Source organism: Sporichthyaceae bacterium (assembly GCA_036269075.1).
Classification (GTDB): domain Bacteria; phylum Actinomycetota; class Actinomycetes; order Sporichthyales; family Sporichthyaceae; genus DASQPJ01.
The window spans coordinates 1-25098 of sequence record DATASX010000120.1 but is presented as its reverse complement, the minus strand read 5'-3'; the positions used below and the strand labels follow the sequence as shown (position 1 = coordinate 25098).

At 70.9% G+C, this 25098-nt stretch carries 26 protein-coding genes; 15 read left to right on the top strand and 11 right to left on the bottom strand.

The genetic code is table 11. The features are described 5' to 3' along the window. Positions 1–12 precede the first annotated feature (12 nt). Both aat and VHU88_22805 read right to left on the bottom strand, forming a co-directional pair. A complete protein-coding gene (gene aat, locus VHU88_22810; protein HEX3614535.1) occupies positions 13–693 on the bottom strand; it encodes a leucyl/phenylalanyl-tRNA--protein transferase in 681 nt (226 codons plus the stop codon). Between the two features lie 37 nt (positions 694–730). After that, entirely contained in the window at positions 731–1675 is a 945-nt protein-coding gene (locus VHU88_22805) for a carbohydrate kinase family protein (protein ID HEX3614534.1), read from the bottom strand. A 256-nt stretch (positions 1676–1931) separates the two neighbouring features. Here VHU88_22805 and VHU88_22800 point away from each other — a divergent pair, with 256 nt between their 5' ends. Further along, a complete protein-coding gene (locus tag VHU88_22800) occupies positions 1932–2111 on the top strand; it encodes a hypothetical protein (GenBank protein HEX3614533.1) in 180 nt (59 codons plus the stop codon). 94 nt (positions 2112–2205) lie between these two features. On the opposite strand, the gene VHU88_22795 is transcribed toward VHU88_22800, so the two are convergent. Both VHU88_22795 and VHU88_22790 read right to left on the bottom strand, forming a co-directional pair. After that, a complete protein-coding gene (locus tag VHU88_22795) occupies positions 2206–2553 on the bottom strand; it encodes an iron-sulfur cluster assembly accessory protein (GenBank protein HEX3614532.1) in 348 nt (115 codons plus the stop codon). A gap of 111 nt (positions 2554–2664) precedes the next feature. Continuing rightward, positions 2665–3798 (bottom strand): glycerate kinase, encoded by a 1134-nt coding sequence (locus VHU88_22790; protein HEX3614531.1) that lies wholly within the window; start codon positions 3796–3798, stop codon positions 2665–2667. Between the two features lie 89 nt (positions 3799–3887). Here VHU88_22790 and nadA point away from each other — a divergent pair, with 89 nt between their 5' ends. Next, the gene (nadA, locus tag VHU88_22785) at positions 3888–5039 is read left to right on the top strand and encodes a quinolinate synthase NadA (protein ID HEX3614530.1); all 1152 of its coding nucleotides are present in this window, start codon (positions 3888–3890) and stop codon (positions 5037–5039) included. Between the two features lie 69 nt (positions 5040–5108). Here the strand turns inward: nadA and VHU88_22780 are convergent, their stop codons facing one another. Beyond that, the gene (locus VHU88_22780; protein HEX3614529.1) at positions 5109–6143 is read right to left on the bottom strand and encodes an SIS domain-containing protein; all 1035 of its coding nucleotides are present in this window, start codon (positions 6141–6143) and stop codon (positions 5109–5111) included. Positions 6144–6247: 104 nt separating this feature from the next. On the opposite strand from VHU88_22780, the gene VHU88_22775 reads away from it, so the two are divergent. Further along, positions 6248–6814: a DUF3043 domain-containing protein gene (locus tag VHU88_22775; GenBank protein ID HEX3614528.1), complete on the top strand. Its 567-nt coding sequence runs from the start codon at positions 6248–6250 to the stop codon at positions 6812–6814. Positions 6815–6820: 6 nt separating this feature from the next. Here the strand turns inward: VHU88_22775 and VHU88_22770 are convergent, their stop codons facing one another. Further along, positions 6821–7030 carry a hypothetical protein gene (locus VHU88_22770; GenBank protein HEX3614527.1) on the bottom strand — a complete coding sequence of 70 codons (210 nt, stop codon included), beginning with the start codon at positions 7028–7030 and terminating at the stop codon, positions 6821–6823. Between the two features lie 55 nt (positions 7031–7085). On the opposite strand from VHU88_22770, the gene VHU88_22765 reads away from it, so the two are divergent. After that, a complete protein-coding gene (locus VHU88_22765; GenBank protein HEX3614526.1) occupies positions 7086–7658 on the top strand; it encodes a bifunctional adenosylcobinamide kinase/adenosylcobinamide-phosphate guanylyltransferase in 573 nt (190 codons plus the stop codon). After that, positions 7655–8494, top strand: coding sequence for an adenosylcobinamide-GDP ribazoletransferase (locus tag VHU88_22760; GenBank protein ID HEX3614525.1), 840 nt, complete (start codon positions 7655–7657; stop codon positions 8492–8494). Before VHU88_22765 ends, VHU88_22760 begins: the two co-directional genes overlap by 4 nt. A 10-nt stretch (positions 8495–8504) precedes the next feature. Here the strand turns inward: VHU88_22760 and gcvT are convergent, their stop codons facing one another. Next, positions 8505–9608, bottom strand: a complete 1104-nt coding sequence (gene gcvT / locus VHU88_22755) for a glycine cleavage system aminomethyltransferase GcvT (protein HEX3614524.1) — start codon at positions 9606–9608, stop codon at positions 8505–8507. A 152-nt stretch (positions 9609–9760) separates the two neighbouring features. Here gcvT and VHU88_22750 point away from each other — a divergent pair, with 152 nt between their 5' ends. After that, positions 9761–11272, top strand: a complete 1512-nt coding sequence (locus VHU88_22750) for a leucyl aminopeptidase (protein HEX3614523.1) — start codon at positions 9761–9763, stop codon at positions 11270–11272. 21 nt (positions 11273–11293) lie between these two features. Here the strand turns inward: VHU88_22750 and VHU88_22745 are convergent, their stop codons facing one another. Further along, entirely contained in the window at positions 11294–11614 is a 321-nt protein-coding gene (locus VHU88_22745; GenBank protein HEX3614522.1) for a hypothetical protein, read from the bottom strand. A 190-nt stretch (positions 11615–11804) separates the two neighbouring features. On the opposite strand from VHU88_22745, the gene lpdA reads away from it, so the two are divergent. The 7 genes from lpdA to VHU88_22710 all read left to right on the top strand — a co-directional run bounded on the left by lpdA (position 11805) and on the right by VHU88_22710 (position 20691). Then, complete coding sequence (gene lpdA / locus VHU88_22740) at positions 11805–13187, top strand: dihydrolipoyl dehydrogenase (GenBank protein HEX3614521.1); 1383 nt, start codon at positions 11805–11807, stop codon at positions 13185–13187. Between the two features lie 70 nt (positions 13188–13257). Further along, complete coding sequence (gene sucB, locus VHU88_22735) at positions 13258–15045, top strand: 2-oxoglutarate dehydrogenase, E2 component, dihydrolipoamide succinyltransferase (GenBank protein HEX3614520.1); 1788 nt, start codon at positions 13258–13260, stop codon at positions 15043–15045. A gap of 7 nt (positions 15046–15052) precedes the next feature. Beyond that, positions 15053–15943, top strand: a complete 891-nt coding sequence (locus VHU88_22730) for a TIGR01777 family oxidoreductase (protein ID HEX3614519.1) — start codon at positions 15053–15055, stop codon at positions 15941–15943. Positions 15944–15953: 10 nt separating this feature from the next. Further along, on the top strand, positions 15954–16655 hold the full coding sequence (gene lipB, locus VHU88_22725; GenBank protein HEX3614518.1) for a lipoyl(octanoyl) transferase LipB: 702 nt from the start codon (positions 15954–15956) through the stop codon (positions 16653–16655). Continuing rightward, positions 16652–17578: a lipoyl synthase gene (gene lipA / locus VHU88_22720; GenBank protein HEX3614517.1), complete on the top strand. Its 927-nt coding sequence runs from the start codon at positions 16652–16654 to the stop codon at positions 17576–17578. Before lipB ends, lipA begins: the two co-directional genes overlap by 4 nt. Positions 17579–17691: 113 nt before the next feature. Further along, a complete protein-coding gene (locus VHU88_22715; GenBank protein ID HEX3614516.1) occupies positions 17692–18390 on the top strand; it encodes a DUF4191 domain-containing protein in 699 nt (232 codons plus the stop codon). A gap of 126 nt (positions 18391–18516) precedes the next feature. After that, positions 18517–20691, top strand: a complete 2175-nt coding sequence (locus VHU88_22710) for a glutamine synthetase III (protein HEX3614515.1) — start codon at positions 18517–18519, stop codon at positions 20689–20691. A 31-nt stretch (positions 20692–20722) separates the two neighbouring features. Here VHU88_22710 and VHU88_22705 read toward each other — a convergent pair whose 3' ends face one another. Then, entirely contained in the window at positions 20723–21187 is a 465-nt protein-coding gene (locus tag VHU88_22705) for an RDD family protein (GenBank protein ID HEX3614514.1), read from the bottom strand. A gap of 222 nt (positions 21188–21409) precedes the next feature. On the opposite strand from VHU88_22705, the gene glnA reads away from it, so the two are divergent. Beyond that, positions 21410–22834 (top strand): type I glutamate--ammonia ligase, encoded by a 1425-nt coding sequence (gene glnA / locus VHU88_22700; GenBank protein HEX3614513.1) that lies wholly within the window; start codon positions 21410–21412, stop codon positions 22832–22834. Between the two features lie 33 nt (positions 22835–22867). Here glnA and VHU88_22695 read toward each other — a convergent pair whose 3' ends face one another. Both VHU88_22695 and VHU88_22690 read right to left on the bottom strand, forming a co-directional pair. Next, the gene (locus tag VHU88_22695) at positions 22868–23149 is read right to left on the bottom strand and encodes a tyrosine-type recombinase/integrase (protein HEX3614512.1); all 282 of its coding nucleotides are present in this window, start codon (positions 23147–23149) and stop codon (positions 22868–22870) included. 942 nt (positions 23150–24091) lie between these two features. Beyond that, entirely contained in the window at positions 24092–24436 is a 345-nt protein-coding gene (locus tag VHU88_22690) for a helix-turn-helix domain-containing protein (GenBank protein ID HEX3614511.1), read from the bottom strand. 108 nt (positions 24437–24544) lie between these two features. On the opposite strand from VHU88_22690, the gene VHU88_22685 reads away from it, so the two are divergent. Continuing rightward, positions 24545–25098: helix-turn-helix transcriptional regulator (locus VHU88_22685; protein HEX3614510.1), on the top strand; the 554-nt coding region annotated here is incomplete at its 3' end.

Genomic DNA, 25098 nt, shown 5'->3' with positions numbered 1-25098 from the left:
CGGCGGCGTGTCTCAGCGGTCGAAAGCCGCCGGCACGGCCAGCTCCAGCGCCACCGACAACCGGCGCAGGTAACTCTCCCGCGGTAGGTCCAGCGCTCCGAGCGAGATCAGGTGCGGGGTGGTCCACTGCACGTCCAGCAGGACCCCGGCACCATCGTCCGGTCCGGTGCGCAGCAGGTCGCAGAGCCCGAGCAGCGCCGCCTTCGAGGCATCGGTCTGCCGGTGGAACATCGACTCGCCCGCGAACAGGCCGCCGATCGAGATGCCGAACAGTCCCCCGGCCAGGGTGCCCCCCGGCGTCCAGGCCTCGATGCTGTGCGCCCAGCCCGTCCGGTGCAGTTCGGCGTAGGCCCGACGCATCTGCCCGTTGATCCAGCCGTGCGGCCGCGTCGGGTCGGCGCAGGCGCGCACCACCTCGTCGAAGACCGTGTTCACCCGGATCTCGAACCGCTTGCGGGTGCGGGTCATCGACCGGGACTGGTGCGCCCGGTCCAGCGGCAGCACCCCCCTCGGGTCGGGCGACCACCAGCCGATGCGGCCGCGCCGGGACAGCGGCATCGGGAACACCCCGCACCGGTAGGCGGCCAGCAGGGTGGCGGGCTCCAGGTCCGCGCCGACCGCCAGCAGGCCGGTGGGATCGGCGATCTCGAGCGGGGGGAACGCCCAGCGCGAGGGGCCGGGATCGAGCCGCACCGACCTCAGCTTCCCCAGCGGCTCGTGTGCCGAACCGTCACAGGACCCGGACGGCCAGGTGCGGTTCGACCTGCGCGGCGGCATCGGCGCCGTACGCGGCGCCCAGGCGGTCCAGGAACCGCTTGTCCGCCAGCTTGTACTCCTGGGGCCCCAGGGTCTCCACGACGTGCGCCGCGAGGGTGGCGCCGACCTGGGCGCTGCGCTCCAGGCCCAGGCCCCAGGAACGGCCGGACAGGAACCCGGCACGGAACGCGTCGCCGACCCCGGTCGGGTCGACGACGTGGTCGACCGGCGTGGCGGCCACGTGGATCGGCTCCTCGCCGCGTGCGGTGACCCGGACGCCGTCGGCGCCGAGCGTGGTGATGCGGACGTCCACGGACGACCCGATCTCGTCGACGGTCCAACCCGTCTTCTTCTCGATCATGGCCGCCTCGTAGGCGTTGGTGAACAAGTACGTGGCGCCCTCGACGAGGTCGCGGATCGCGTCGCCCTCCAGCCACGACAACTGCTGGCTCGGGTCGGCCGCGAACGGGATCCCCTGCTCCCGGCACTCGGCGGTGTGCCGCGCCATCGCGACCGGGTCGTTCGGCCCGATCAGAACCAGGTCCAACCCGCCCAGCCGCTCGGCGATCGGGCCCAGTTCGATCTCCCGCGCCTCACTCATGGCGCCGGCGTAGAACGAGGCGATCTGGGCCTGGTCGCGGTCGGTGGTGCAGACGAACCGGGCGGTGTGCTTCATCTGCGAGATCCGCACCGAGTCGGTGTCGACGCCGTGCCGATCGAGCCAGGCGCGGTACGGCTCGAAGTCCTCGCCGGCCGCGCCGACCAGGACCGGGCGCAACCCCAGGCAACCGAGGCCGAACGCAATGTTGGCGCCCACCCCGCCACGACGCACCTCGAGGTCGTCCACCAGGAACGAGACCGAGATGTTCGACAGCGCCTCGGGGACCAGCGAGTCGGCGAACCGGCCCTGGAAGGTCATCAGGTGGTCGGTGGCGATGGATCCGGAAACGGCAATGCGAGCGAGGCGAGGAGCCGATCGCCCGGATTCGGAACCTGCCGAAGTCTCGAGGCGATCGGCGACGACCGAGCGATTCGTGGGCACTGTCACGGCCAAAACACTACCGTCGCGTAGGTCTGTCGCCGGCGAGCACGACTCCCCTAGCGTGCCCAGAACGGCCACATTCGAGAAATTTGACTGTGCGATCCCGTGATCGCATTTGATTAGGAGTCATGTCATGGCCGACACCGGCACCGCGATCCCCGGTCTGGTCAGACTGGGCAAGGACGCCGAGCAAGTCGCCAATCTCTACCCCCGCCCGACGCAGCCCACCTCGCAGGTGTGGCACGCGTCCCCGGTCGAGATCCCAGCCGGGCTGCGCAAGCTGACCGACGGGCACTGCGGGTACGGCAACTAGCCCGCTCCTGGAAAGCCGAGCAGCTCCACGGCCCAGGGCACGCTTCAGCCCGGCAGCTCCACCTGTGGTGGTGCTGCCGGGCTGAAGTCGTAAATCAGTGGAACGAGTCGCCGCAGGCGCACGAGCCCGCGGCGTTGGGGTTGTCGATCGTGAAGCCTTGCTTCTCGATCGTGTCGACGAAGTCGATGCTGGCGCCGCCCAGGTAGGGAACGCTCATTCGGTCCACGACGACGTTCACGCCGGTGAAGTCCGCCACCACGTCGCCGTCGAGCGCGCGCTCGTCGAAGAACAGCTGGTAGCGCAGCCCGGAGCAACCTCCCGGCTGTACGGCGATTCGAAGCTTGAGGTCGTCGCGACCCTCCTGGTCGAGCAAGTGCCTGACCTTGGCCACCGCAGCGTCGGTGAGGATCACACCGGTCAGGGTGTCGCCGGAAACGGTCATCTGTCTGCTCCTGCGGGTCGATGCTGTCCAGTCCATGCTGACACATGCCTGGAGTGCCGGCGTTCGTCCGGAGCGAATGAGCCCCGTGTGTGCCGGGTCACACCTCTTGCGTCAGGCCTCACGTGGCGACCAATTGCCCGCGACACGAGCCGCAAGAGCCGCCAGATTGTCGAACGCCGGCTCCTGCGCGGCTTGTTCCGAGCCGAGGAACTCGACCAGCGAGTACGCGCCCGCGACGCCGAGCGCGGCCATCTCCCGCCGACCGACCTCGACGCGCCCGGCCAGGACCAGGCACGGGCGGGCATGCTCGCCCGCCGCGGCCGCGACCCCGGCGACGACCTTCCCGGACAGCGACTGCCAGTCGAAGGATCCCTCGCCGGTGACCACCAGGTCGACCGTATTGATCGCCGCGCTCAGCCCGGTCAGTTCGGCGACGGTGGCGATCCCGGCGACCCGTTTGGCGCCGAGCAGCAGCAGCCCAAACCCGAGTCCGCCGGCCGCACCTGCCCCGGGCAGCACGGCGGCCGAGCCTGGCATGTTCAGCCCGACGCCGGGCTGCGCGGCCCGGGCGAAGTGCTCCAGTGCCACGTCCAGCCGTTGCACCACGTCGCCGTCGGCGCCCTTCTGCGGCCCGAACACCGCGCTGGCACCGCGCAGGCCCAGCAGCAGGTTGTCGACGTCGGTGGCGATGCGCAGTTCGACCCCGGCGACCCGTTCCCGGGCCGCCCCCAGGTCCAGGTCGGCCGGGTCCAGGTCGCGCAGGGCTCCGCCGCCGGCCCGCAACAGGGCGCCGGGCTGCGCGCCCAGGGCCGCCAACGCTCCCGCGCCGCCGTCGTTGGTACCGCTGCCGCCGAGCCCGACGACGACCTGCCGGGCGCCGGCCTCGATCGCGGCGGCGAGCAGTTCCCCGACGCCGAACGTGGTGGTCCGTAGCGGGTCCCGGGCAACAGCGGGCACCAGATGCAGGCCGCAGGCCTGCGCCGACTCGACGTAGGCGGTGTCGTCGACCAGCAGAACCTCGGCCGGCACCGGCTCGCCCAGCGGTCCGGTGACCACGTACGTCAGCCGCCGACCGCCCAGCACGGAGGACAGCACGTCGACGAAGCCGGGTCCGCCGTCGGACAGCGGGGCGCACAGCAGTTCGTCATCCGGTGCCACCTGCCGCCACCCGGCCGCAATCGCCTCGGCCGCCTCGACGGCACTCAGAGTTCCGGTGAAGCCGTCGGGGGCGATCAGCACGCGCATCGGGCAATCCTGCACCCCGGGGAAGAGCCTGCCGGAGTTGTCGGTTGTACGTGACAGCATTGACCTTCGTTCTCGCCCCGGGGGTGTCCGTGACCGCGGTTCCACTGACCTTGTTGGTCGGCAGCGCGGCCGACCCGTTCTCCGAGCGCGGTGTCGAGTGCCCGGGTGATCTGCCACCGGCCGCCGACCCCGAGTTGACCGCGCGGGCCGCGGCCGCGAAAGCCGCCCTGGGCGATCGGGTGTTCGTGCTCGGTCACCACTACCAACGCGACGAGGTCATCGAGTTCGCCGACGTGACCGGCGACTCGTTCAAGCTGGCCCGCGAAGCCGCGGCGCAACCGGCGGCCGAGTTCATCGTGTTCTGCGGCGTGCACTTCATGGCCGAGTCCGCGGACATCCTCACGGCGGACTCGCAGCGGGTGATCCTGCCCGACCTGGCGGCCGGCTGCTCGATGGCCGACATGGCCTCGCCCGACCAGGTCGACGACGCCTGGGACGTGCTGAGCGACGCCGGCGTCGCAGCCACGACCGTCCCGGTCTCGTACATGAACTCCTCGGCGGCGATCAAGGCGTTCACCGGTCGCCACGGCGGTACCATCTGCACCTCGTCGAATGCCCGGCGGGCGCTGGAGTGGGCGTTCACCCAGGGCGCGAAGGTGCTGTTCCTGCCCGACCAGCACCTGGGCCGTAACACCGCGGTCCGCGACCTGGGGCTGAGCCTGGACGACTGTGTGGTCTACGACCCGCACCGGCCCGGCGGCGGCCTGATGGAAGGTCAGTTGCGCGACGCCCGGATAATTTTGTGGCGCGGCCACTGCTCGGTGCACGGCCGGTTCACCCTGAAGAACGTGGACGACGTCCGGGCCCGGATCCCCGGGGTGAACGTGCTGGTGCACCCGGAGTGCACCCACGAGGTGGTCAGCGCCGCCGATCAGGTCGGCTCGACCGAGCACATCATCCGGGTGCTGGACGCGGCCCCGGCCGGCTCGGCCTGGGCGGTCGGGACCGAGCTGAATCTGGTCCGCCGACTGGCCGCGGCTCACCCGGACAAGCAGGTCACGTTCCTGGACTCGACCGTCTGCTACTGCTCGACGATGAACCGGATCGACCTGCCGCACCTGGTCTGGACACTGGAGTCGCTGGTGGCCGGCGCGGTGCGCAACGTGATCACCGTCGACCCGGAGACCACCGCGGCGGCCCGCGCCGCACTGGACCAGATGCTCGCCCTGCCTGGGATCTGACGCCGAGGGCGAACTGAGCATGGGCGCGACGAAGGAGCACCCATGCCAGGAGACCGATCTGACTCAGCGTCAGACCTGGGAGGGGCGGGCCACACCCAGGCCGAGCCCGAGGTAGAGCGCCGCGTACTGGCCCGTGGAGTGCAGCGCCGCGTAACGGCTCACCGCCCCACCCTCGACGCACGAGACCGCCCGGTGGCGGACCCCGTTCGCCTCCGCCTCGGCCAGCAACCGGCCGCGACGGATCCGGATGGCCGGGTCGTCGGAGCCGTCGTCCAGGGTCAGCAGCACCGGTCGGGCCTGCGACTCGGTGTCGTACGGGTCGGCGAATGTGTCGTGCCGAGGTGCGGACCGGATCAACGGCATCAGGTGCTCGGCATCGGCAGCAAGCGCGGTACGACCGGTGGCCTTGCGCAGCGCCTCCGCGAACCGTCGTCCGGCCCGAGCGGCCAGCACCGAGCCGCCCCACACCAACGGGGTGGCGTCGGCCAGCAGCACCGCGATGTCCTTGGCCGGGTTGGCCGAGAGGTTGTTGCGCGGCCCGCAGCGCATCGCGGTGTCGACCAGCGCCGTGGCCACCTCCTCGGCGTCTACCTCGGGGCCGAGGCCCAGGCAGTGCAGGGCTTGCAGCGACACGACGGCCACCGCCAGCACGTCGGGGGTCTGGGTCGGCAGCAGCACCGTGGAGCGCCCGGCCGACGTCTCGGCCAGCGGCGAGGTGGCCGGCGCCGAGACCAGCAACCCACAGCCTCGGCGGACCGCCTCGGCTGCGGCGCCGGCCGCCTCGGGGCTGTGCGAACCGGGTGCGATCACCACGACCAGGTCGAGCGCGCCCGCCCATCCGGGCAGGCTCGGCCCGGGCCAGGCCACGAACGGCACGGGGCACCACGGCTCGAGCACGGCCCGCAGCAGTCGGGCGTCGGCGCCCGCGGCCACCACTGCGCGGGGGCGCGGCAGGTCGCCGAGGGCGGCCATCGCATCGGTGGCGGCGTTGACCTCGTGACGCACACGGGCACCGGCCTCGGCCAGGCCACGCAGGGCGCTGTCGACCACGGCGAGCGACTCGGGGTCGTCGAGGCGGGTGTCGTCGAACTCCTCGGCGGGCATGCGCAAACCCTAAGGGGCCGGGGCACGCCGATCATCGATGATCTGGCGGGGCACTCTCATACGCGGGCGGGCAGGGACGCCACGCGCGCGGATACGCTTGTCCCGTGTTCACCCGCCGCGACAAGACCACGACCGAGGTGGTCGAGGAACCCCTGGGTTCTGGCAAGGGCCACGCGACCCCGAAGCGCCGCGACGCCGAGCGCGAGCGCCGCGAGCGGGTGAAGGGGCCCAGCGACCCGAAGCTGGCCCGTAAAGTCGATCGGCAACGGGCCATGAGCGAACGGCGCGCCCGCAACGAGGGCATGATGCGCGGCGAGGAGCGCTACCTGACGACCCGCGACGTCGGCCCACGGCGGCGCTTCATCCGCGACTGGATCGACACCCGGTTCACCGCCGCGGAGCTGTTCCTGCCGTCCGCGGTGCTGATCCTGGTGGTCAGCATGCTGGGCAACGCCGGTCGCGCCCTGTCGGTGCTGATCTGGATCGCGCTGATACCGGTGATCGCCGTCGACTCACTGATCTGGACCCGCAAGTTGCGGCGCCAGGTCGGGGAGAAGTTCCCGAACGAGCCCCGCAAGGGCGACACACTGTACGCGTTCATGCGCGCGATGCTCGTCCGCCGGATGCGGACCCCGCGGGCGGCCGTGGCCCGGCGCAAGCTGCGGGGCTGACCCGGCCTATTCGGCCGGGTGCAGCGACATCGGCCCGTAGATGCGGCTGCCGTTCTCCAGCAACGTCACCGCGTCGACGCCCTGGTCGAGCAGCTCACGCCAGACCTCGCCGACCCAGCTCTCCGCGTCGGCCTGGGTCGGGAACTGCGGGACCGTGCCGGCCACCGGCAGCACCTCACTGCCATCCGACCGCTCGTAGCGCCAGCTCCAGGCCATCATCCGATCCCTTCCACGCCACGCCCGAACTCCCTGAGGCAGGCTAACGACTGTCATGGACAGTTCAGCGAACGCCGGCGCGCGGCGCGTGCTCTTCCTGGGCGGTGCCCGGTCCGGAAAGTCGGTGGCCGCCGAGACCCGGGCGGCAGTGGTGGCCGGTCCGGCCGGGGTCCGGTACGTGGCCACGGCCCCGCATCGCCCGGACGACGCCGAGTGGGCCCTCCGGGTCGCCGAGCACCGCTCCCGACGGCCGGCGCACTGGCACACCGTGGAGACCGGGGACGTGGCCGCGGAGCTGGGCCGGCCGGGCGTGGCGCTGGTCGACTGCCTGAGCCTGTGGCTGACCCGGGTGCTCGACGAGGCCGGCGCGTGGGACGACGCCCCCGGTGCCACCGCCGAGGTGGACCGCCGGTGCGCGGCGCTGGTGCAGGCCTGGCGCACCGCGCCCGGCTACGTGATCGCGGTCAGCAGCGAGGTCGGGCTGGGGGTCGTGCCCGCGACACCCGCCGGCCGGCTGTTCCGCGACCGCCTGGGCCGGTTGAACACCGCGGTCGCGTCGGCCTCCGACGAGGTCGCGCTGGTCGTCGCGGGCCGGTTGCTGACGTTGACCGACGCGGGACTCACGTGACCGGCGACGCCCAGCCCGAGCCGGTCGGCGGGCTGGTGAACCTGCGCGAGGGCCTGCGGCTGTCGCTCGGAACGTTCACGGTCCTGCCGGTCGGGCCGGTGCGGACGGATCGGCGGACGGCCGGGCCGGCGATGCTGTTCGCGCCGTTGGTGGGGGCCGGGCTCGGCGCGATCTGCGGCGGGGCCGGCTGGCTGGCCCTGCGGGTGCAGACCTCGGCCCTGGTCGCGGCCGCGATCGCGGTCGGGCTGCTCGCCCTGCTGACCCGCGGCATGCACCTGGACGGCCTGGCCGACACCGCCGACGGCCTGGGCACCGGACGCGACCCGGCCCGGGCGCTGGCGGCGATGAAGGACCCGCACGTCGGCGCCTTCGGCGTGGTGACGCTGGGCCTCACGCTGCTGGTCCAGTCCGCTGCGCTGGCCGACCAGATGGGCCGGGGCCGCAGCGGCCGGGTGGTGCTGATGCTCGCGCTGGCCGCCACAGTCGGCCGGGGCAACCTGCCGTGGGCCTGCCGGGCCGGCGTCAGGGCGGCACGTCCGGACGGGTTGGGCGCAACGGTGGCCGGGTCGGTGGACCCGCTGGTGGCGCTCGGAACGCTGATCGCCGTGGTCGCGGCCGTGACCGCCGCCGGTGGGTCGAGCTTCGGCTGGTTCCGCGCCGCCGCGGCTGCACTGCTGGCCTGGGCCGCGGTCGAGGGGCTGCTGCGCCGGTGCCTGGCCCGGTTCGGCGGGATCACCGGCGACGTGCTCGGCGCCGTGGTGGAGGTCGGAACCACGGTCGTGCTGATCGTGCTGTCGACCGCCCCGTACAGCTATTACGTGGGCGTCCTCGACTGACCGGGCCGACTCAGCGAACGTGCGAGGGCACGAACGGCGGCTTGACCACCCGGAACGCGCCCGGCCGGCCGCGGACGTCGACGCTGACCTCGGTGCCGTCGGCGATCCCGGCCGCCAGCAACGCCAGCCCGATGCCGACCTTCCGGGTCGGCGAGAACGTACCGGAGGTGACCTCGCCGACCGCGGCGCCGTCGCCGAGCACGGTCATGTGCGGGCGCGGGATGGACCGGTCCAGGGCCTCCACCCCGACGAGTCGCCGGGTGCGCCCGGCGGCCCGCTCCGCGGCGAGAACGTCGCGGCCCCAGAACTCCGGCTTGTCCCAGCCGACGGCCCAGCCCAGGCCCGCGGTCACCGGGCTCACGTCGAGCGAAATGTCCTGGCCGTGCAGCGGGTAGCCCATCTCGGTGCGCAGGGTGTCGCGGGCGCCGAGCCCGCACGGTGTCCCGCCGGCCGCCAGCAGCGCCTCCCACAGCGGTGCCGCGTCGCCCCAACGGGGCAGCACCTCGTAGCCCCGCTCGCCGGTGTAGCCGCTGCGGCACACCGTCACCGGTCGTCCGTTCCAGTTCCCGTCGACGAAGCTCATGTAGTCGTGGCCGACCGGCAGTCCGAGTTGCCCGAGCAGGCGATCGGCATCCGGGCCCTGCACGGCCAGCACTGCGAACTCGGTGTGCCGGTCGCGGACCTCCACGCCGGTCGGGGCGGCCGCGGCCAGCCGTCGGGCCACCTCGGCGGTGTTGGCCGCGTTCGGGACCAGCAGCAGATCGGTGTCGTCGCGCAGGTAGACGATCAAGTCGTCGACGATGCCGCCGCTCGCCTCGCAGCACAGCGTGTACTGCGCCTGGCCGGGCTTGATCCGGGCCAACGAGTTGGTCAGGCACGAGTCGACGAACTCCGCGGCACCCGGTCCGCGGACGGTGGCCTTGCCCAGGTGGCTGACGTCGAACACGCCGACGCCGGTACGGACCGCGGTGTGCTCGGCGACCACACCCAGTTTCATCGGCGCGGCCCCGTAATCGATGGGCATCTCCCACCCGCCGAAGTCCGCGAGTTTCGCCCCCAACGCCCGGTGGTGTTCGTACAGCGGGGAGCGGCGCAGCGGCGCAACGGCGGTCACGAGCGATGACGCTACAGGCGATTGAGGCGAGCGGAGCGGGAGCAGCGAGCCTGCGAGCCGCTCGTGGCTCCCGAGCCGATTGAAGCCTGTTGACCGACGGGAACACTAACATCGGGGGCTCATCCCGATTGCAACCCGAGCAGAGGACCGCAGTGGCGACGATCTCCCTGAGCAACAAGGCGGTCACCGAGGTCAAGGCGGACGCCGTGGTGGTCGGGGTGGCCGCCGGGCCGCGCGGCCCGGTCCTCACCGACGGCGCGAAGGCCGTCGAGGCCGCGTTGGGCACGAAACTGCCAGCGCTGCTGAGCGCGCTCGGGCACGACGGCAAGGCCGAGGTGGTCGCCAAGTTGCCCGGTGGCAGCAAGATCGCGGCTGCGGTGGTCGTGATCGTCGGCCTGGGCAAGGCACCGACCGGTCGGGCCGGGTGGGACAACGAGACCCTGCGCCGCGCCGCCGGTGCCGCGACCCGGTCGCTGGCCGGCACCCGGTCGGTGGCCGTCTCGCTGCCGGACGCCGACGCCGACGCGGTCGGCGCCGTGGCCGAGGGGGCGCTGCTCGGTGCCTACGCGTACCTGCGTTACCGCAGCGAGGGCAACGCCTCGGCCGAGAAGCCCCCGGTGGCCGCGATCACGGTGTGCACCGCGTCGGCCGGCGCGGCTGCCACGAAGGCCGCGGTGAGCCGGGCCGAGGTCCTCGCCGAGGCCGTGGCCCTGGTGCGCGACCTGGTCAACACCCCGCCGTCGGACCTGCGGCCCGCGGATCTTGCCGGCGAGGCCGCCAACGTGGGCGCGGTGACCGGCATCAAGGTCGAGGTGATGGACGACAAGGCCCTGAAGAAGGGCGGTTACGGCGGCATCATCGGCGTCGGGCAGGGCTCCAGCAGCCCGCCGCGGATGGTGAAACTGACGTGGCGTCACCCCAAGGCCAAGGCGCACCTGGCGTTGGTCGGCAAGGGCGTGACGTTCGACTCCGGAGGCCTGTCGCTCAAGCCGGCCGACGCGATGATCACGATGAAGTGCGACATGGGCGGCGCCGCCGCGGTAATGGCTGCGACCCGTGCCATCGCCCGGCTCAAGCTCCCGGTGAACGTCACCACCTGGGCACCGATGGTCGAGAACATGCCCTCGGGCACCGCGCAGCGCCCGTCCGACGTGCTGACGATGTACTCCGGCAAGACCGTCGAGGTCCTGAACACCGACGCCGAGGGCCGGTTGATCCTGGCCGACGCACTGGCCCGGGCCTGTGAGGACTCCCCCGACGTGCTGGTCGACGTGGCCACACTGACCGGCGCGGTCGTGATCGCGCTGGGCAGCCGGACGTCGGCGATCATGTCCAACGACGACGACCTGCGCGCCCGGGTCCAGGACGCCGCCGACCGCGCCGGCGAGCGGATGTGGCCGATGCCGCTGCCGGAGGAGCTGCGGGCCGGCCTGAAGTCGTCGGTCGCCGACCTCGCCAACATCGGTGAGCGATTCGGCGGCGCGCTGACCGCCGCGATCTTCCTCAAGGAGTTCGTCGCCGAGGGCACCAAGTGGGCCCACCTGGACATCGCCGGGACGGCGTTCAACGAGTCCGAGCCCTGGGGCTACACCCCGAAGGGCGGCACCGGCATCGCGGTGCGAACTCTGGTGCGGATCGCCGAGGACCTCGCCACCTCCAGCTGAACCCGGCGGGGTCGCCGGCGACTAGTTCGCGCGGCGCTCGGCGTTGCGCCGGGCGTCGTAGTCGCGCTTGCGCTGCGGGTACCCAGTGAGCGCGATGTCGTAACAGGGGATCCCGATGCGCTTGGCGAACCCGCGGGCAACCTCCGGGCTGGGCACTCGGCGCCGGGTCCACTCCCCCTCGGCGTCGATCAGCATCATCGTGGTCTCCGTCACCGTGGTCCGCGGCTCGAGAAAGGCCTCCACCCCCCGCCGGGCCTTGGCCCAGGCCTCGAGGTGGTCGCGGTCGGTGAGGTCGGCCCCGCGCACCGTGCCGGGCCGCTGCCTACGGCGGAACCATCGCATGCGCGCCAGTATGCCGTCCTGAGCTTGGGACTCCCCTTGTCCGCGCCGCCACGGGAGACGTTCGCCACTGTGACGCCACCGGGCTGCGCAGGGCCGATCGCAAAGTGGAAGGATTGGAGCGTTCACAAACGTTGTGCAGGGCAGTCGGAAACCATCTGACGCCTGAGCGCAAGCATCGAAGGAGATAGCCGTGACAGCCGGCTCCGAGTACGACCTGGTCATCCTCGGCGGCGGGAGCGGCGGCTACGCCTGCGCGTTGCGCGCGGCCCAGCTCGGGATGTCCGTCGTCCTCATCGAGAAGGACAAGCTCGGCGGGACCTGTCTGCACAAGGGCTGCATCCCGACCAAGGCCTTGCTGCACGCGGCCGAGGTCGCCGACCTGGCGAAGGAGAGCGAGCAGTTCGGCGTCCGCGCCACCTTCGACGGCATCGACATGCCCGGCGTGAACTCCTACCGCGACGGCGTGGTCAACAAGCTCTACAAGGGCCTGCAGGGGCTGATCAAGAGCCGCAAGATCGTCACGGTCCAGGCCGAGGGCAAGCTCACCGGCCCGAACACGGTCGAGGCGGGCGGTGTCCGCTACGTCGGCAAGCACGTCGTGCTGGCCACCGGCTCGGTCGCGCGCTCGATCCCCGGCCTGGAAATCGACGGTAACCGGATCCTCAGCTCCGACCACGCCCTCACGCTGGACTACGTGCCCAAGTCCGTGGTGGTCCTCGGCGGCGGCGTGATCGGCGTCGAGTTCGCCAGCGTGTGGCGGTCCTTCGGCGCCGAGGTGACGATCATCGAGGCGCTGCCGCACCTGGTCCCGGCCGAGGACGAGAACAACTCCAAGCTGCTGGAGCGGGCCTTCCGTAAGCGCGGCATCAACTTCGAGGTCGGCGCCCGGTTCACCGGTGTCGAGTACACCGAGACCGGGGTCCGCGTCAGCACGGACACCGGCAAACAGGTCGAGGCCGAACTGCTGCTGGTCGCGATCGGTCGTGGGCCGGTCTCCGAGGGCCTCGGCTACGCCGAGGTCGGGGTCGCGATGGACCGCGGCTACGTCAAGGTCGACTCCCTGTGCCAGACCAGCGTCCCGACGATCTCCGCGGTCGGCGACCTGATCCCGACCCTCCAGCTGGCCCACGTCGGGTTCGGCGAGGGCATCCTGGTCGCGGAGCGACTGGCCGGGCTGCCGGTCGTCCCGATCGACTACGACGGTGTCCCGCGGGTCACCTACTCCGAGCCCGAGGTTGCCTCGGTCGGCCTGACCGAGGCCGCGGCCAAGGAGCGCTACGGCGCGGACACGATCGAGACCGTCGTGTACGACCTGGCCGGGAACGGCAAGAGCCAGATCCTGCGCACCGCGGGCGCGGTGAAGCTGGTCCGCCGGGTCGACGGCCCCGTTGTCGGGTTGCACATCGTCGGCTCCCGGGCCGGCGAGCTCGTCTCCGAGGCCCAGCTGATCTACAACTGGGAAGCCCTGCCCAGCGAGGTCGCGTCCCTGATCCACATGCACCCGACACAGGGCGAGGCCATCGGCGAGGCCCACATGGCCCTGGCCGGCAAACCCCTGCACGCCCACGGTTGACGCCGCGTTCGGATCGGCACCGCAGTTCGAAGCAGTAGCCAGCGCGATCAACTCGTAAGGAGTCTCGTCCATGCCGGTCTCCGTCACCCTTCCGGCGCTCGGGGAGAGCGTCACCGAGGGCACCGTCACGCGCTGGTTGAAGAAGGAGGGCGACGCGGTCGTCGCCGACGAGCCGTTGTTGGAGATCTCCACCGACAAGGTCGACACCGAGATCCCCGCCCCGGCCTCCGGGGTGCTGCTCAAGATCAGCGTCGCCGAGGACGAGACGGTCGCCGTCGGAGCGGAACTCGCGGTGATCGGGGAGGCAGGCGAGTCGGCATCCGGCCCGGCGCGGCCGGCTGACGCAGTCCCCACCACCGCCACCGCCCCGCAGGCCCCGGCCCCGCAGGCCCCGGCCCCGCAGGCACCGGCACCGGTCGCGCCCGCTCCGGGCGCCGGCGGCGGCACCCCGGTGTTGCTGCCCGCGCTCGGCGAGAGCGTCACCGAGGGCACCGTCACGCGCTGGCTCAAGAACATCGGCGACACCGTCGCCGAGGACGAGCCGTTGTTGGAGATCTCCACCGACAAGGTCGACACGGAGCTCCCCGCCCCGGCTTCCGGCGTCCTGCTGAGCATCGACGTCGAGGCCGACCAGACCGTCGCGGTCGGCGTGCAGCTCGGCCTGATCGGAGCCGCGGGCTCCGTACCCGCCGCCGCGCCGGCCCCGGCCGCACCGGCCCCCGCCGCACCGGCCCCGGCCGCTCCCCCGCCGCCCGCTCCTGCCGCAGCCGCCCCGGTCCCGCAGGCCCCGCCGCCCGCCCCGGCCCCGGCCCCGCCGCCCGCCCCGGCCCCGGCGGCCAGCACCAACGGGCATTCCGACGTCGACGTGAGCAGCTACGTGACCCCGCTGGTCCGCAAGCTGGCCGCGGACAACAACATCGACCTCGCCGGCCTGTCCGGCACCGGCGTCGGCGGGCGCATCCGCAAGCAGGACGTCCTCGACGCGGCCCGCGCCGCGCAGGACGCCCAGCAGACACAGGCCGCCACCCCGGCGCCAACGCCTCCGGCGGCCCCGGCCCCGGCCCCGCAGGCGCCGGCCCCGGCTCCGGCCGCCCGGCCCTCGACCGCCCCCGCGGCGATGCAGGCCTCCACGCAGAACCTCAGCGGCACCCAGCCGATGTCGCGGCTGCGCAAGGTGATCGCGGCCCGAATGGTCGAGTCGCTCCAGGTGTCGGCGCAGCTGTCCTGCTGGGTCGAGGTCGACGTCACCCGCATCGCCCGGATCCGCGAGCACGCCAAGGGTGCGTTCGAGCAGCGGGAGGGCCAGAAGCTCAGCTTCCTGCCGTTCTTCGCCAAGGCCACCATCGAGGCGCTGAAGTCGCACCCGAAGCTGAACGCCTCGATCGACACCGAGAAGGGCGAGATCACCTACCACCCCCACGTCCACCTCGGATTGGCCGTCGACACCGAGCGCGGCCTGCTCGTCCCGGTCGTGCACAACGCCGACGAGTTGAACATCGCCGGGCTCACCCGGGCGATGAACGACATCGCGGCCCGCACCCGCAACAACAAGATCACCCCGGACGACCTGGGCGGCGGCACGTTCACGCTGACCAACACCGGCAGCCGGGGCGCGCTGACCGACACCCCGATCATCAACCAGCCGCAGGTCGGCATCCTCGGCACCGGCACCGTGGTCAAGCGCGCGATGGTGCTCGACGACCCGAACCTCGGCGAGACGATCGCGATCCGGTCGATGGTCTACCTGGCGCTGACCTACGACCACCGGTTGGTCGACGGCGCCGATGCGGCCCGCTTCCTGGCCACCGTGAAGCAGCGCCTCGAGGAAGCGGCCTTCGAGGCCGAGTTGGGGCTGTAGTACGCCGATGAAAATCGTCGCGGCGGGCTCGTCCGGACTGATCGGACGAGCCCTGGTCACCGCGCTGCGGGCCGGCGGGCACGAGGTGCTGCGTCTGGTCCGGCGGCAGTCGACGGCGCCCGACGAGATCTCGTGGGACCCCGAGAAGCCCCTGGACGTAAGCAAACTGACGGGGGTTCAGGCGGCGGTGAACCTGGCCGGTGCCGGAGTCGGCGACAAACGCTGGACGGACGAGTACAAACGGGTGCTCATCCACAGCCGCCTGCGCAGCACACACACCCTGGCCACCGCACTCGCGGCGCTGGACCCGAGGCCGAGCGTGCTCGTCAACGCCTCGGCAATCGGCTACTACGGCGAGGGCGGCGAGGCGGTCCTCGACGAGACCGCACCGGCCGGCAGCGACTTCCTGGCCCAGTTGTGCCTCCGGTGGGAGGCGGCGACCGCCCCGGCGGAGACTGCCGGCGTCCGGGTCGTGCACGCCCGGACCGGGTTGGTCGTCTCGGCCGACGGCGGCGCCTGGGCCCGCATGTTCCCGCTGTTCAAACTGGGCCTCGGCGGCAAGCTCGGCTCCGGCAAGCAGTGGTGGAGCCCGATCTCACTGCTCGACGAGGTGCGGGCCTGGCAGTTCCTGCTCACCGCCGCCGAGGTGGCCGGTCCGGTGAACCTGACCGGCCCGGAGCCGCTGACCAACGCCGGGGTGACCGAAGTCATGGGCCAGGTCCTGCACCGGCCGACGCTGTTGCCCGCCCCGGCGTTCGGGATGCGCCTGCTGCTCGGGGAGTTCGCGGACGAGCCACTGCGCAGCCAGCGGGTGGTCCCGGTGGTCCTGCAGCGCGCCGGGTTCGCGTTCACCCACCCCACCGTCGAGGCCGCCGTGCGCGCGGCCCTGGCCGCCTAACATCGAAGACATGCAGATATTGCGCTGCCTCTCCAGCCTGGACGCCGGGCCGGTGCCCTACGTCCCGACGTGGGAGTTGCAGAAGCACCTGCACGAGCAGCGGGCCGCCGACGAGATCGACGACACCCTGCTGCTGCTCGAGCACGAGTCCGTGTTCACCGCCGGACGACGCACCGAGCCGGCCGACCGGCCGTGGGACGGCACGCCGGTCGTCGAGGTCGACCGCGGCGGCAAGATCACCTGGCACGGGCCCGGTCAGTTGACCGGCTACCCCATCGTCAAGCTGCCCGACGGGGTCTACGTCGTCGACCACGTGCGCCGGATGGAGGCCGCGATGATCGCGGTCTGCGCCGACCTGGGGCTGACCACGCAACGCGTCGTCGGCCGCAGCGGCGTCTGGGTGCCCGGGACGCCGGACCGCAAGGTGGCCGCGATCGGCATCCGGGTCGCCCGCGGCGTGAGCATGCACGGCTTCGCGATCAACTGCGACAACGACCTGTCCTGGTTCAGCCGCATCGTCCCGTGCGGGATCTCCGACGCCGGCGTCACGACGCTGTCGGCCGAACTCGGCCGCCCGGTCACCGTCGCCGAGGTCCTCCCGCTGATGGAGCAGCACATGGCCCAGGCCTTGGGCGCCGGACGGATCGACCGCGGATCCCTGGCGGTATCAACTCGAGTACCTGGCCCGACCGCCCTGGCGGTGCCGTCATGACCGTCACTCCCGAGGGCCGCAAGATGCTGCGGCTCGAGGTCCGCAACGCCGAGAGCCCCATCGAGCGCAAGCCGCCGTGGATCCGGACCCGGATGCGCACCGGCCCGGAGTACACCGCGCTGCGAAACCTGGTCGCCGACGAAGGCCTGCACACCGTCTGCCAGGAAGCCGGCTGCCCCAACATCTTCGAGTGCTGGGAGGACCGGGAGGCCACGTTCCTCATCGGCGGCGATGTCTGCACCCGCCGGTGCGACTTCTGCCAGATCGACACCGGCAAGCCGGCCGAGTTCGACCGCGACGAACCGCGCAGGGTGGCCGAGTCGGTCGCGAAGATGGAGCTGCGCTACGCGACCGTGACCGGGGTGGCCCGCGACGACCTGCCGGACGGCGGCGCCTGGCTCTACGCCGAGACGGTGCGGGCGATCCACGAGGCGATCCCGGGTTGCGGCGTCGAACTGCTCGCCCCGGACTTCAACGCGGTCCCGGAGCTGCTGGCCGAGGTGTTCGCCGCCGGCCCGGAGGTGTTCGCACACAACATCGAGACCGTCCCCCGGGTGTTCCGCCGCATCCGGCCCGGGTTCCGGTTCGAACGCTCGCTCGAGGTGATCACCGCCGCCCAGGCCGCCGGGCTGGTCACCAAGTCCAACCTGATCCTCGGACTCGGCGAGACCCCGGACGAGGTCGACGAGACCATGGCCGCGTTGGTCGCGGCCGGGACCGACCTGCTGACGATCACCCAGTACCTGCGCCCGAGCGTCCGCCACCACCCGGTCGAGCGGTGGGTCCCGCCGGAGGAGTTCGACGCGCTGGCCGACCGCGCCCGCGAACTGGGTTTCCGCGGCGTGATGTCCGGCCCGCTGGTCCGGTCGTCCTACCGCGCCGGGCGGCTCTACCGCGAAGCGCTCGCCTCCCGCGAACCCTGACCCACATCTGCTGCCTGTCCCACCTGTCCGGGGCCCGCGATAGGTGGGACAGGCAGCAGAAGACGGGTTCGGGTAGGTCGGCTGCGGGCTGCGGGCTGCGTAAACTTCGCGCCATGGCAAAGAACAGCGGCCCCCCGGCTCCCGAGGGCGGCAAGATCCAGCAGCTGAAGACCGCGTACTCGATCACGCGTAAGACCGACCCCAAGCTGCCGCTGGTCCTGCTGGTCGCCTTCGGAATCGACTTCGTCGTGGTCCTCGGTCTCGGACTGCTGATCGGCCACGTGATCTTCGGCGCCATCTTCGCGGTGATGACCGGTTTCCTGTCGGTACTGGTTGCCTTCGGGAACCGGGTGCAGAAGTCGGCCTACGCGCAGATCGAGGGCCAACCCGGGGCGGCGGCCTCGGTGCTGCAGACCATGCGCCGCGGCGGGCTCACGATCACCCCCGGGGTGGCCGTCAGCAAGAGCCAGGACGTGGTGCATCGCGCAGTCGGTCGGCCCGGCATCATCCTGATCGGCGAGGGTTCCGCGCGCGGGCTCACAGCCCTGCTGGACTCCGAGCGCAAGCGGATGAACCGCTTCGTCGCCGACGCCCCGGTCGTGGAGATCGTGGTCGGAGACGGCGCCGGCGAGGTGCCGCTGCGCAAGCTCACCAAGCACGTGATGAAGCTGGACCGCAAGCTCAAGCCCCGTGAGGTCACCCAGGTCAACGACCGACTGCGGGCCGTCGGCGACCTGATGAGCAACATGCCGATCCCGAAGGGCCCGATGCCCCGGGGCGCCAAGATGCCCAAGGGCCCGCGCCCGCGCTGAGGCTCGCCTCGCCAACAGCCCGCGGCGGACACCGAAGCTTCCTCGAAACAATTGCGACATCTACGGCGCCGTAACCCCGGCTAGCGTCGCGGCGTCCTCGTCGTCCTGTCCGCGAAAGTGACGCCCATGAGTGGTAACCCGATCCGCCTGCAGGCCATCCGCGACGTCGAGGCCTACGTGCCGCCGGCCGTCAGCTTCCAACCGGAGGAGGCCCCGGGCGCGATCTTCGGCCGGAATGTCTTCAGCACCTCCGTGATGCAGAAGCGCCTGCCGAAGGCCATCTACAAGTCGGCTCTGGCAACGATCGAGCGCTCTGCCCCGCTCGACCCGTCGGTCGCCGACGCCGTCGCCTCGGCCATGAAGGACTGGGCGCTGGAGAAGGGCGCGACCCACTACGCGCACGTCTTCTACCCGCTGACCCACCTGACGGCCGAGAAGCACGACAGCTTCCTCGAGCCGGTCGGCGACGGGACCGCGCTCGCGGAGTTCGCCGGCAAGACCCTGACCCAGGGCGAGCCGGACGCATCCAGCTTCCCCAGCGGCGGCCTGCGCGCCACCTTCGAGGCCCGCGGCTACACCGGTTGGGACGTCACCAGCCCGGCGTACATCCTGGACAGCCCGAACGGCAAGACCCTGTGCATCCCGACGTTCTTCGTCTCGATGACCGGTGAGGCACTGGACTACAAGACGCCGCTGCTGCGTTCGCAGCAGGCCATGGCGATCCACGCCTCGCGCATCATCAAGCTGTTCGGGCACGACCCGGGCACCGTGGTTTCCTACTGCGGTGCCGAGCAGGAGTACTTCCTGATCGACCGGCACTTCTTCGTGGCCCGCCCCGACCTGCTGAACGCCGGGCGCACCCTGTTCGGCCACAAGCCGCCGAAGGGCCAGGAGTTCGACGACCACTACTTCGGCGCCATTCCCGATCGCGTGATCGGTTTCATGGCCGACGTCGAGCGGGAGCTCTTCAAGCTCGGCATCCCGGCCAAGACCCGGCACAACGAAGTCGCGCCGGGCCAGTTCGAGATCGCTCCGATGTTCGAGCGGGCCAACGTCGCGGCCGACCACCAGCAGCTGCTGATGAGCACGTTCAAGACCATGGCCAAGAAGCACGGCATGGAGTGCCTGTTCCACGAGAAGCCGTTCGCCGGCGTCAACGGTTCCGGCAAGCACTGCAACTTCTCGATGGGCTCCTCGACCGTCGGCAACCTGTTGCTGCCCGGCGACACCCCGCACGACAACGCGCAGTTCCTGGTGTTCTGCTCGGCGGTCATCCGCGCCGTGCACAAGTTCGGCGGCCTGCTGCGGGCGTCGGTCGCATCCGCGTCGAACGACCACCGACTGGGCGCGAACGAGGCACCGCCGGCGATCATCTCGATCTTCCTCGGCGACCAGCTCGCGGACGTCTTCGACCAGATCGCCAAGGGCGCGGCCACCTCGTCCAAGGGCCGCGGCACGCTGATGCCAGGCGTGGACACCCTGCCGACGCTGCCGACCGACCCGGGCGACCGTAACCGGACCTCGCCGTTCGCGTTCACCGGCAACCGGTTCGAGTTCCGCGCGCCGGGCTCCATGCAGTCCGTGGCCGGGCCGATGACCACGATCAACACGATCCTGGCCGAGGCCCTGGACTACATCGCCACCTACCTCGAGGCCGCGGTGGCCGAGGGCACCGAGTTCAACATCGCGGTGCAGGCGATCCTCACCGAGATGATCACCAACCACGGCGCCTCGGTGTTCAACGGCAACGGGTACTCCGAGGAGTGGCAGGTCGAGGCGGCCGCTCGCGGCCTGAAGAACCTGCGGCCGACTCTGGACTCGCTTCCGGAGCTGGTGAGCGAGGAGGCCATGGATCTCTTCGACAAGTACAAGGTCTTCACCCACCGCGAGATGCACAGCCGGTACGAGATCGGCCTGGAGCAGTACGTGCTCACGATCGGCGTGGAGGCCAAGCTGACCCTGGAGATGGGCAGCACCTCGGTGCTCCCGGCCGCGATCCGGTACCAGACCGAGCTGGCCGCGAACTTGGCCGCGCTCAAGGCGGCCGGGGTCGAGGCCGACACCGCCGACCTGCTCTCGATCAGCTCCTGGATCACCGCGCTGCGGGCGGCCCTGGCCGACCTCGGTGCGGCGTTGGCCGGGGACCACGGCCACGACCCGGCGGCCGAGGCGAGTTACGCGGGCACGGTGCTGCTACCGGCGATGGCGGCGGTGCGGTCAGCTGCCGACGGTCTCGAGGCCGTCGTCGCCGACGACCTGTGGCCGCTGCCGACCTATCAGGAGATGCTGTACATCCTTTGACGCACGGCTGCTCACGGCCGGGTTCGCCCGCTCAGCGCTGGACAACCACGCAGCGCGCGAACCGGTCGTGGACGCCGCGACCGTCGCGATCCCAGATCAGCGCCGGGACCGCTAGGCACATCAGGAACGTCCGCTGGATCACCGAGACCAGCGGCGGGTTCGAACCGTCGACGCGGGCGACCCGGATCCCGAGCAACCGTCCGCCGAACCCGGCACCAATCGTCGCCACCAGCGCGACGTTGAGCACCGCGAAGACCGCGGGCGTCAGGAACACCTGCTGCACGGCGCTCGGGTGCTGCGCCAGGCCCTTGGCGATCATGGAGGCGATGATCCAGTCGATCGTGGTGGCCGCGAGGCGTCGGCCGAACCCGGCGACCGAGTTGCGGCCCTCCAGCGGCAGTCCGAGGCGCTCCCCCGGATAGCCCAGGGAGGTGCCGGTGGCCTCGGCGAACGACCGCGGGCCGGACAGCCACGAGCCCAGCATCCGTCGGTCCATGCGCAAACCGTAACCGGCCCGAGCACCCCCCGGCCGAACCACCAGCCCCGGACACGTCCCCGACCCCATGGAGCAAATTCGTAACTTCGCCGAAACACTCCTGGCCACGCCCTCGTCCACGATCGGACCCGGGTGGCGAAGTGCTGGGCCCGCCCGAAAGAATGCGGCGAAGCACGGCCATGAATCCATCGAGGCAGTCCGGGCCCCGGACCTGGAGGACGAATGTTCAACAACGCCGATGAGGTCATGAAGTACATCAAGGACGAGGGCGTCAAGTTCGTCGATGTGCGCTTCTGCGACCTGCCGGGCGTCATGCAGCACTTCAACGTCCCGGCCGCGTCGGTCGGCGCGGACTTCTTCACCGACGGCCAGATGTTCGACGGGTCCTCGATCCGCGGCTTCCAGGCCATCCACGAGTCGGACATGAAGCTGATCCCGGACCTCGACACGGCCTACATCGACCCGTTCCGCGCGGCCCGGACGCTCAACATCAACATGAGCATCGTGGACCCGCTGACGGGCGAGCCGTACAGCCGCGACCCGCGTCAGATCGCGAAGAAGGCCGAGGCCTACCTCAAGAGCACCGGGATCGCGGACACCGCGTTCTTCGCGCCCGAGGCCGAGTTCTACATCTTCGACGACATCCGGTTCGAGACGAGGCAGAACGCCGGGTACTACTACATCGACTCCATCGAGGGCGCCTGGAACACCGGCCGCGTCGAGGAGGGTGGCAACCAGGGTCACAAGACCCCGTACAAGGGTGGCTACTTCCCGGTTCCGCCGGTCGACCACTTCTCCGACATGCGCGACGACATCTCGATGGCGCTGGACGCCCTTGGCCTGCAGGTCGAGCGCGCCCACCACGAGGTCGGCACCGCCGGTCAGCAGGAGATCAACTACCGCTTCGACTCCCTCGCCAAGTCCGCGGACAAGGTGATGCTGTTCAAGTACGTCGTCAAGAACGTCGTCGCCCAGGCCGGCAAGACGGTCACGTTCATGCCGAAGCCGCTGTTCGGCGACAACGGCTCGGGCATGCACTGCCACCAGTCGCTGTGGAAGGACGGCTCGCCGCTCTTCTACGACGAGCTCGGCTACGGCGGACTGTCGGACATGGCGCGCTGGTACATCGGCGGCCTGCTGCACCACGCCCCGTCGTTGCTGGCGTTCACCAACCCGACGATGAACAGCTACCACCGGCTGGTGCCCGGCTTCGAGGCCCCGGTGAACCTGGTCTACTCCGCCCGTAACCGCTCGGCCTGCATCCGCATCCCGATCACCGGTTCGAACCCGAAGGCCAAGCGCATCGAGTTCCGCGTGCCGGACCCGTCCTGCAACCCGTACCTGGCCTTCTCGGCGATGCTGCTGGCCGGCCTGGACGGCATCAAGAACAAGATCGAGCCGCCCGTGCCGGTCGACAAGGACCTCTACGAGCTGCCGCCGGACGAGCTGGCCGAGATCGCGCAGGTCCCGGACTCGCTGCCCAAGGTGCTCGACGCACTCGAGGCCGACCACGCCTACCTGTCCGACACCGGCGTCTTCACCCCGGACCTGATCGAGACGTGGGTCACCTGGAAGCGGGCCAACGAGGTCGACCCGATCCGCCTGCGCCCGCACCCGCACGAGTTCGAGCTCTACTACGACATCTAGCCCTGCATAGGCTCTGACCTGGGGCTTTACCCCTCAGCCAGGGGTCCAGGCCGTCGCCAGGCCGTCGGCCGCGAGCGTCCCACCGAGGAGCACGCGGTCGACGGCCTTTTTCGTGCGCTCCTCGCTGTTGGGCATCAGGTGGGTGTAGGTCCGCAAGGTGAACCCGGCGTCGGCGTGCCCGAGGTGCTCCGAGACGGCCTTGATGCTCTCCCCCGCGTCGAGCAGCGTGGAGGCGTAGAAGTGGCGCAGGGCGTGCATCCCGTTCGCGCGGGTCGGCTCGATCCCGGCCGCCTCCAGAGCCGGTTTCCAGATCAAAGAGTTGAATGTAGTTCCGGTTGAGCGCTTTGTGCTCGCGGGAGTACAGGAATGGCCGTGCCGTTACAGGCGCCCCGTTCGGGGTCTCCCAAGGGAGCTCGACGTCGATCGGAGGGAAGGCCCCGGTGTGGGCGGCCAGTTCCAACGCGACTGATTCCGGCAGCGGCACCGTCCGGACCTTGCGCCCCTTCGGCGGGCCGAAGATCAACCGGCTGCGAACGATCTTGACCTGCCGCCGCACGTGCACAGTTCCGCGGAGGAAGTCGACGTCGTCCACGGCCAGGCCGAAGATCTCGCCCTGCCGCAAACCGCATCCCGCGCCGAGTGTCACCGCGACCCGGTACCGATGGACGATCGCGGCCCGGACGTCCAGTACCTCGTCGACCGTCCAGGGCGTGATGCGGTGAGGCGTCAAGCGCGGGGCCCGAACCGTGCTCGCGCGGCACGGGTTGCGGGCGATCCGTTCGTCGTCGACGGCGGCAGAGAGGATCGCGGAGATGTTGGCGAACAGCACCCGCCGGTAGGTCGGGGCGAGGTTGCGTTCCTGAAGCGCCCGGTCCCATTCGCGGATGTGGTTGGGCCGCAACGACCCCAATTCCCGTGCGCCCAGGGTCGGGTGGACGTGGACCCGCAGCCGGGACTCCGTAGCCTCTCGGGTGGACTCGTCGTAGGTCTGGGAAGCGACGTAGGAGTCGGCGTAGGCCTTGAAGGTGATCCGACCGGCTCGCGGATCGATGTAGCTGCCCCGGAGCTTGTCCGACTCGACGGAGACGAGGAAGGCCTCGGCAGAGCGCTTCTCGCGGTCGGCGAAGGACTTGCTCCGCTCCAAGCCGTCGGGTGCGGTGTACCGGACGCGGTAGCGCCTTCCCTTGCCGCACAAGGGAGTGGCCTCGCGGACTCCGTCCACGACCCGGTACCACCGGTCTTCGACGTGGCCCATCTTCAGCCTGCCTCTCGGTGGGCATCCTCGAGCCAGGCAAGCACGGCCGTCGGGTCGTACCGGAGATGGCGACCGACGCGGTAGGCCGGCGGCCCGCTATGGCGATGCCGCCACTGGTACAGCGTCTGCACGGGGATGCCGAGGAACTCCGAGACGTCCTTGATGGTCCACAGCGGCGCGATGGTGGCGATGGTGGTTCTCCTCTCACCTAGGTGGTCGGCTTTCGCTGTTATGTGCGCGCCGAGGGCCCCAACATCGACGCCCGGCGTGGCGGCAGCAAGGTGCCTCCGGTTATCCAGCCGGGTGGATAACCAGGCGCGACGGTCGAGGCAGCGATGGCCACTCAAGAGCTGACACTTCCTGCAGCATGTCCACGGATAACGACTGGCAAATATGACGGTACATGTGCTGTTGCAAGTGTCAATATGGCTCGGGGACGATGTAGCTTGGGGAGCATGGCACCAAGGGGCAAGCGCGGCGAGGCGACTGACGCGAGCCCGGCGGATCTGAACGAGGTGATCGCCTACAACTTCCGCCGGGCGCGGGAGTTGCGCGGGCTGACCCAGGACGAGGCCGCGGTCAGGTTGGAGCCTTTTCTGGGGCAACGGTTGCCGCAGGCAAGCATCTCGGCAATCGAGACCTCCTGGGCGGCCGGCAAGCGCCGGGAGTTCGACGCCCAGGAGATCCTGGCCTACGCGTGCGCGTTCGACGTTCCGCTGCTGTGGTTCTTCCTGCCCCCACCCGGGGACACCCGCCGGCTGTCGGGAACCTCCGACCGCGTGAACGAGCTCTACACCCTGGCCCTGGGCCGCAACGACCAGCTCGAGGATCTCTACGCCCGGTTCCGGGAGCTGGGGATCAGCGAACCGACCTCGGATGACGAGGCGTTGGAACGGGTGATGGGTGCCCCCAGTCGGGTGACGTTGCGGGACTACCGGTACCGGCGTAAGCAGTTGCTGCTGGCGCTGCTGGACGAGCACGCCGATCGGGTCGATGCGACCGCCGATGA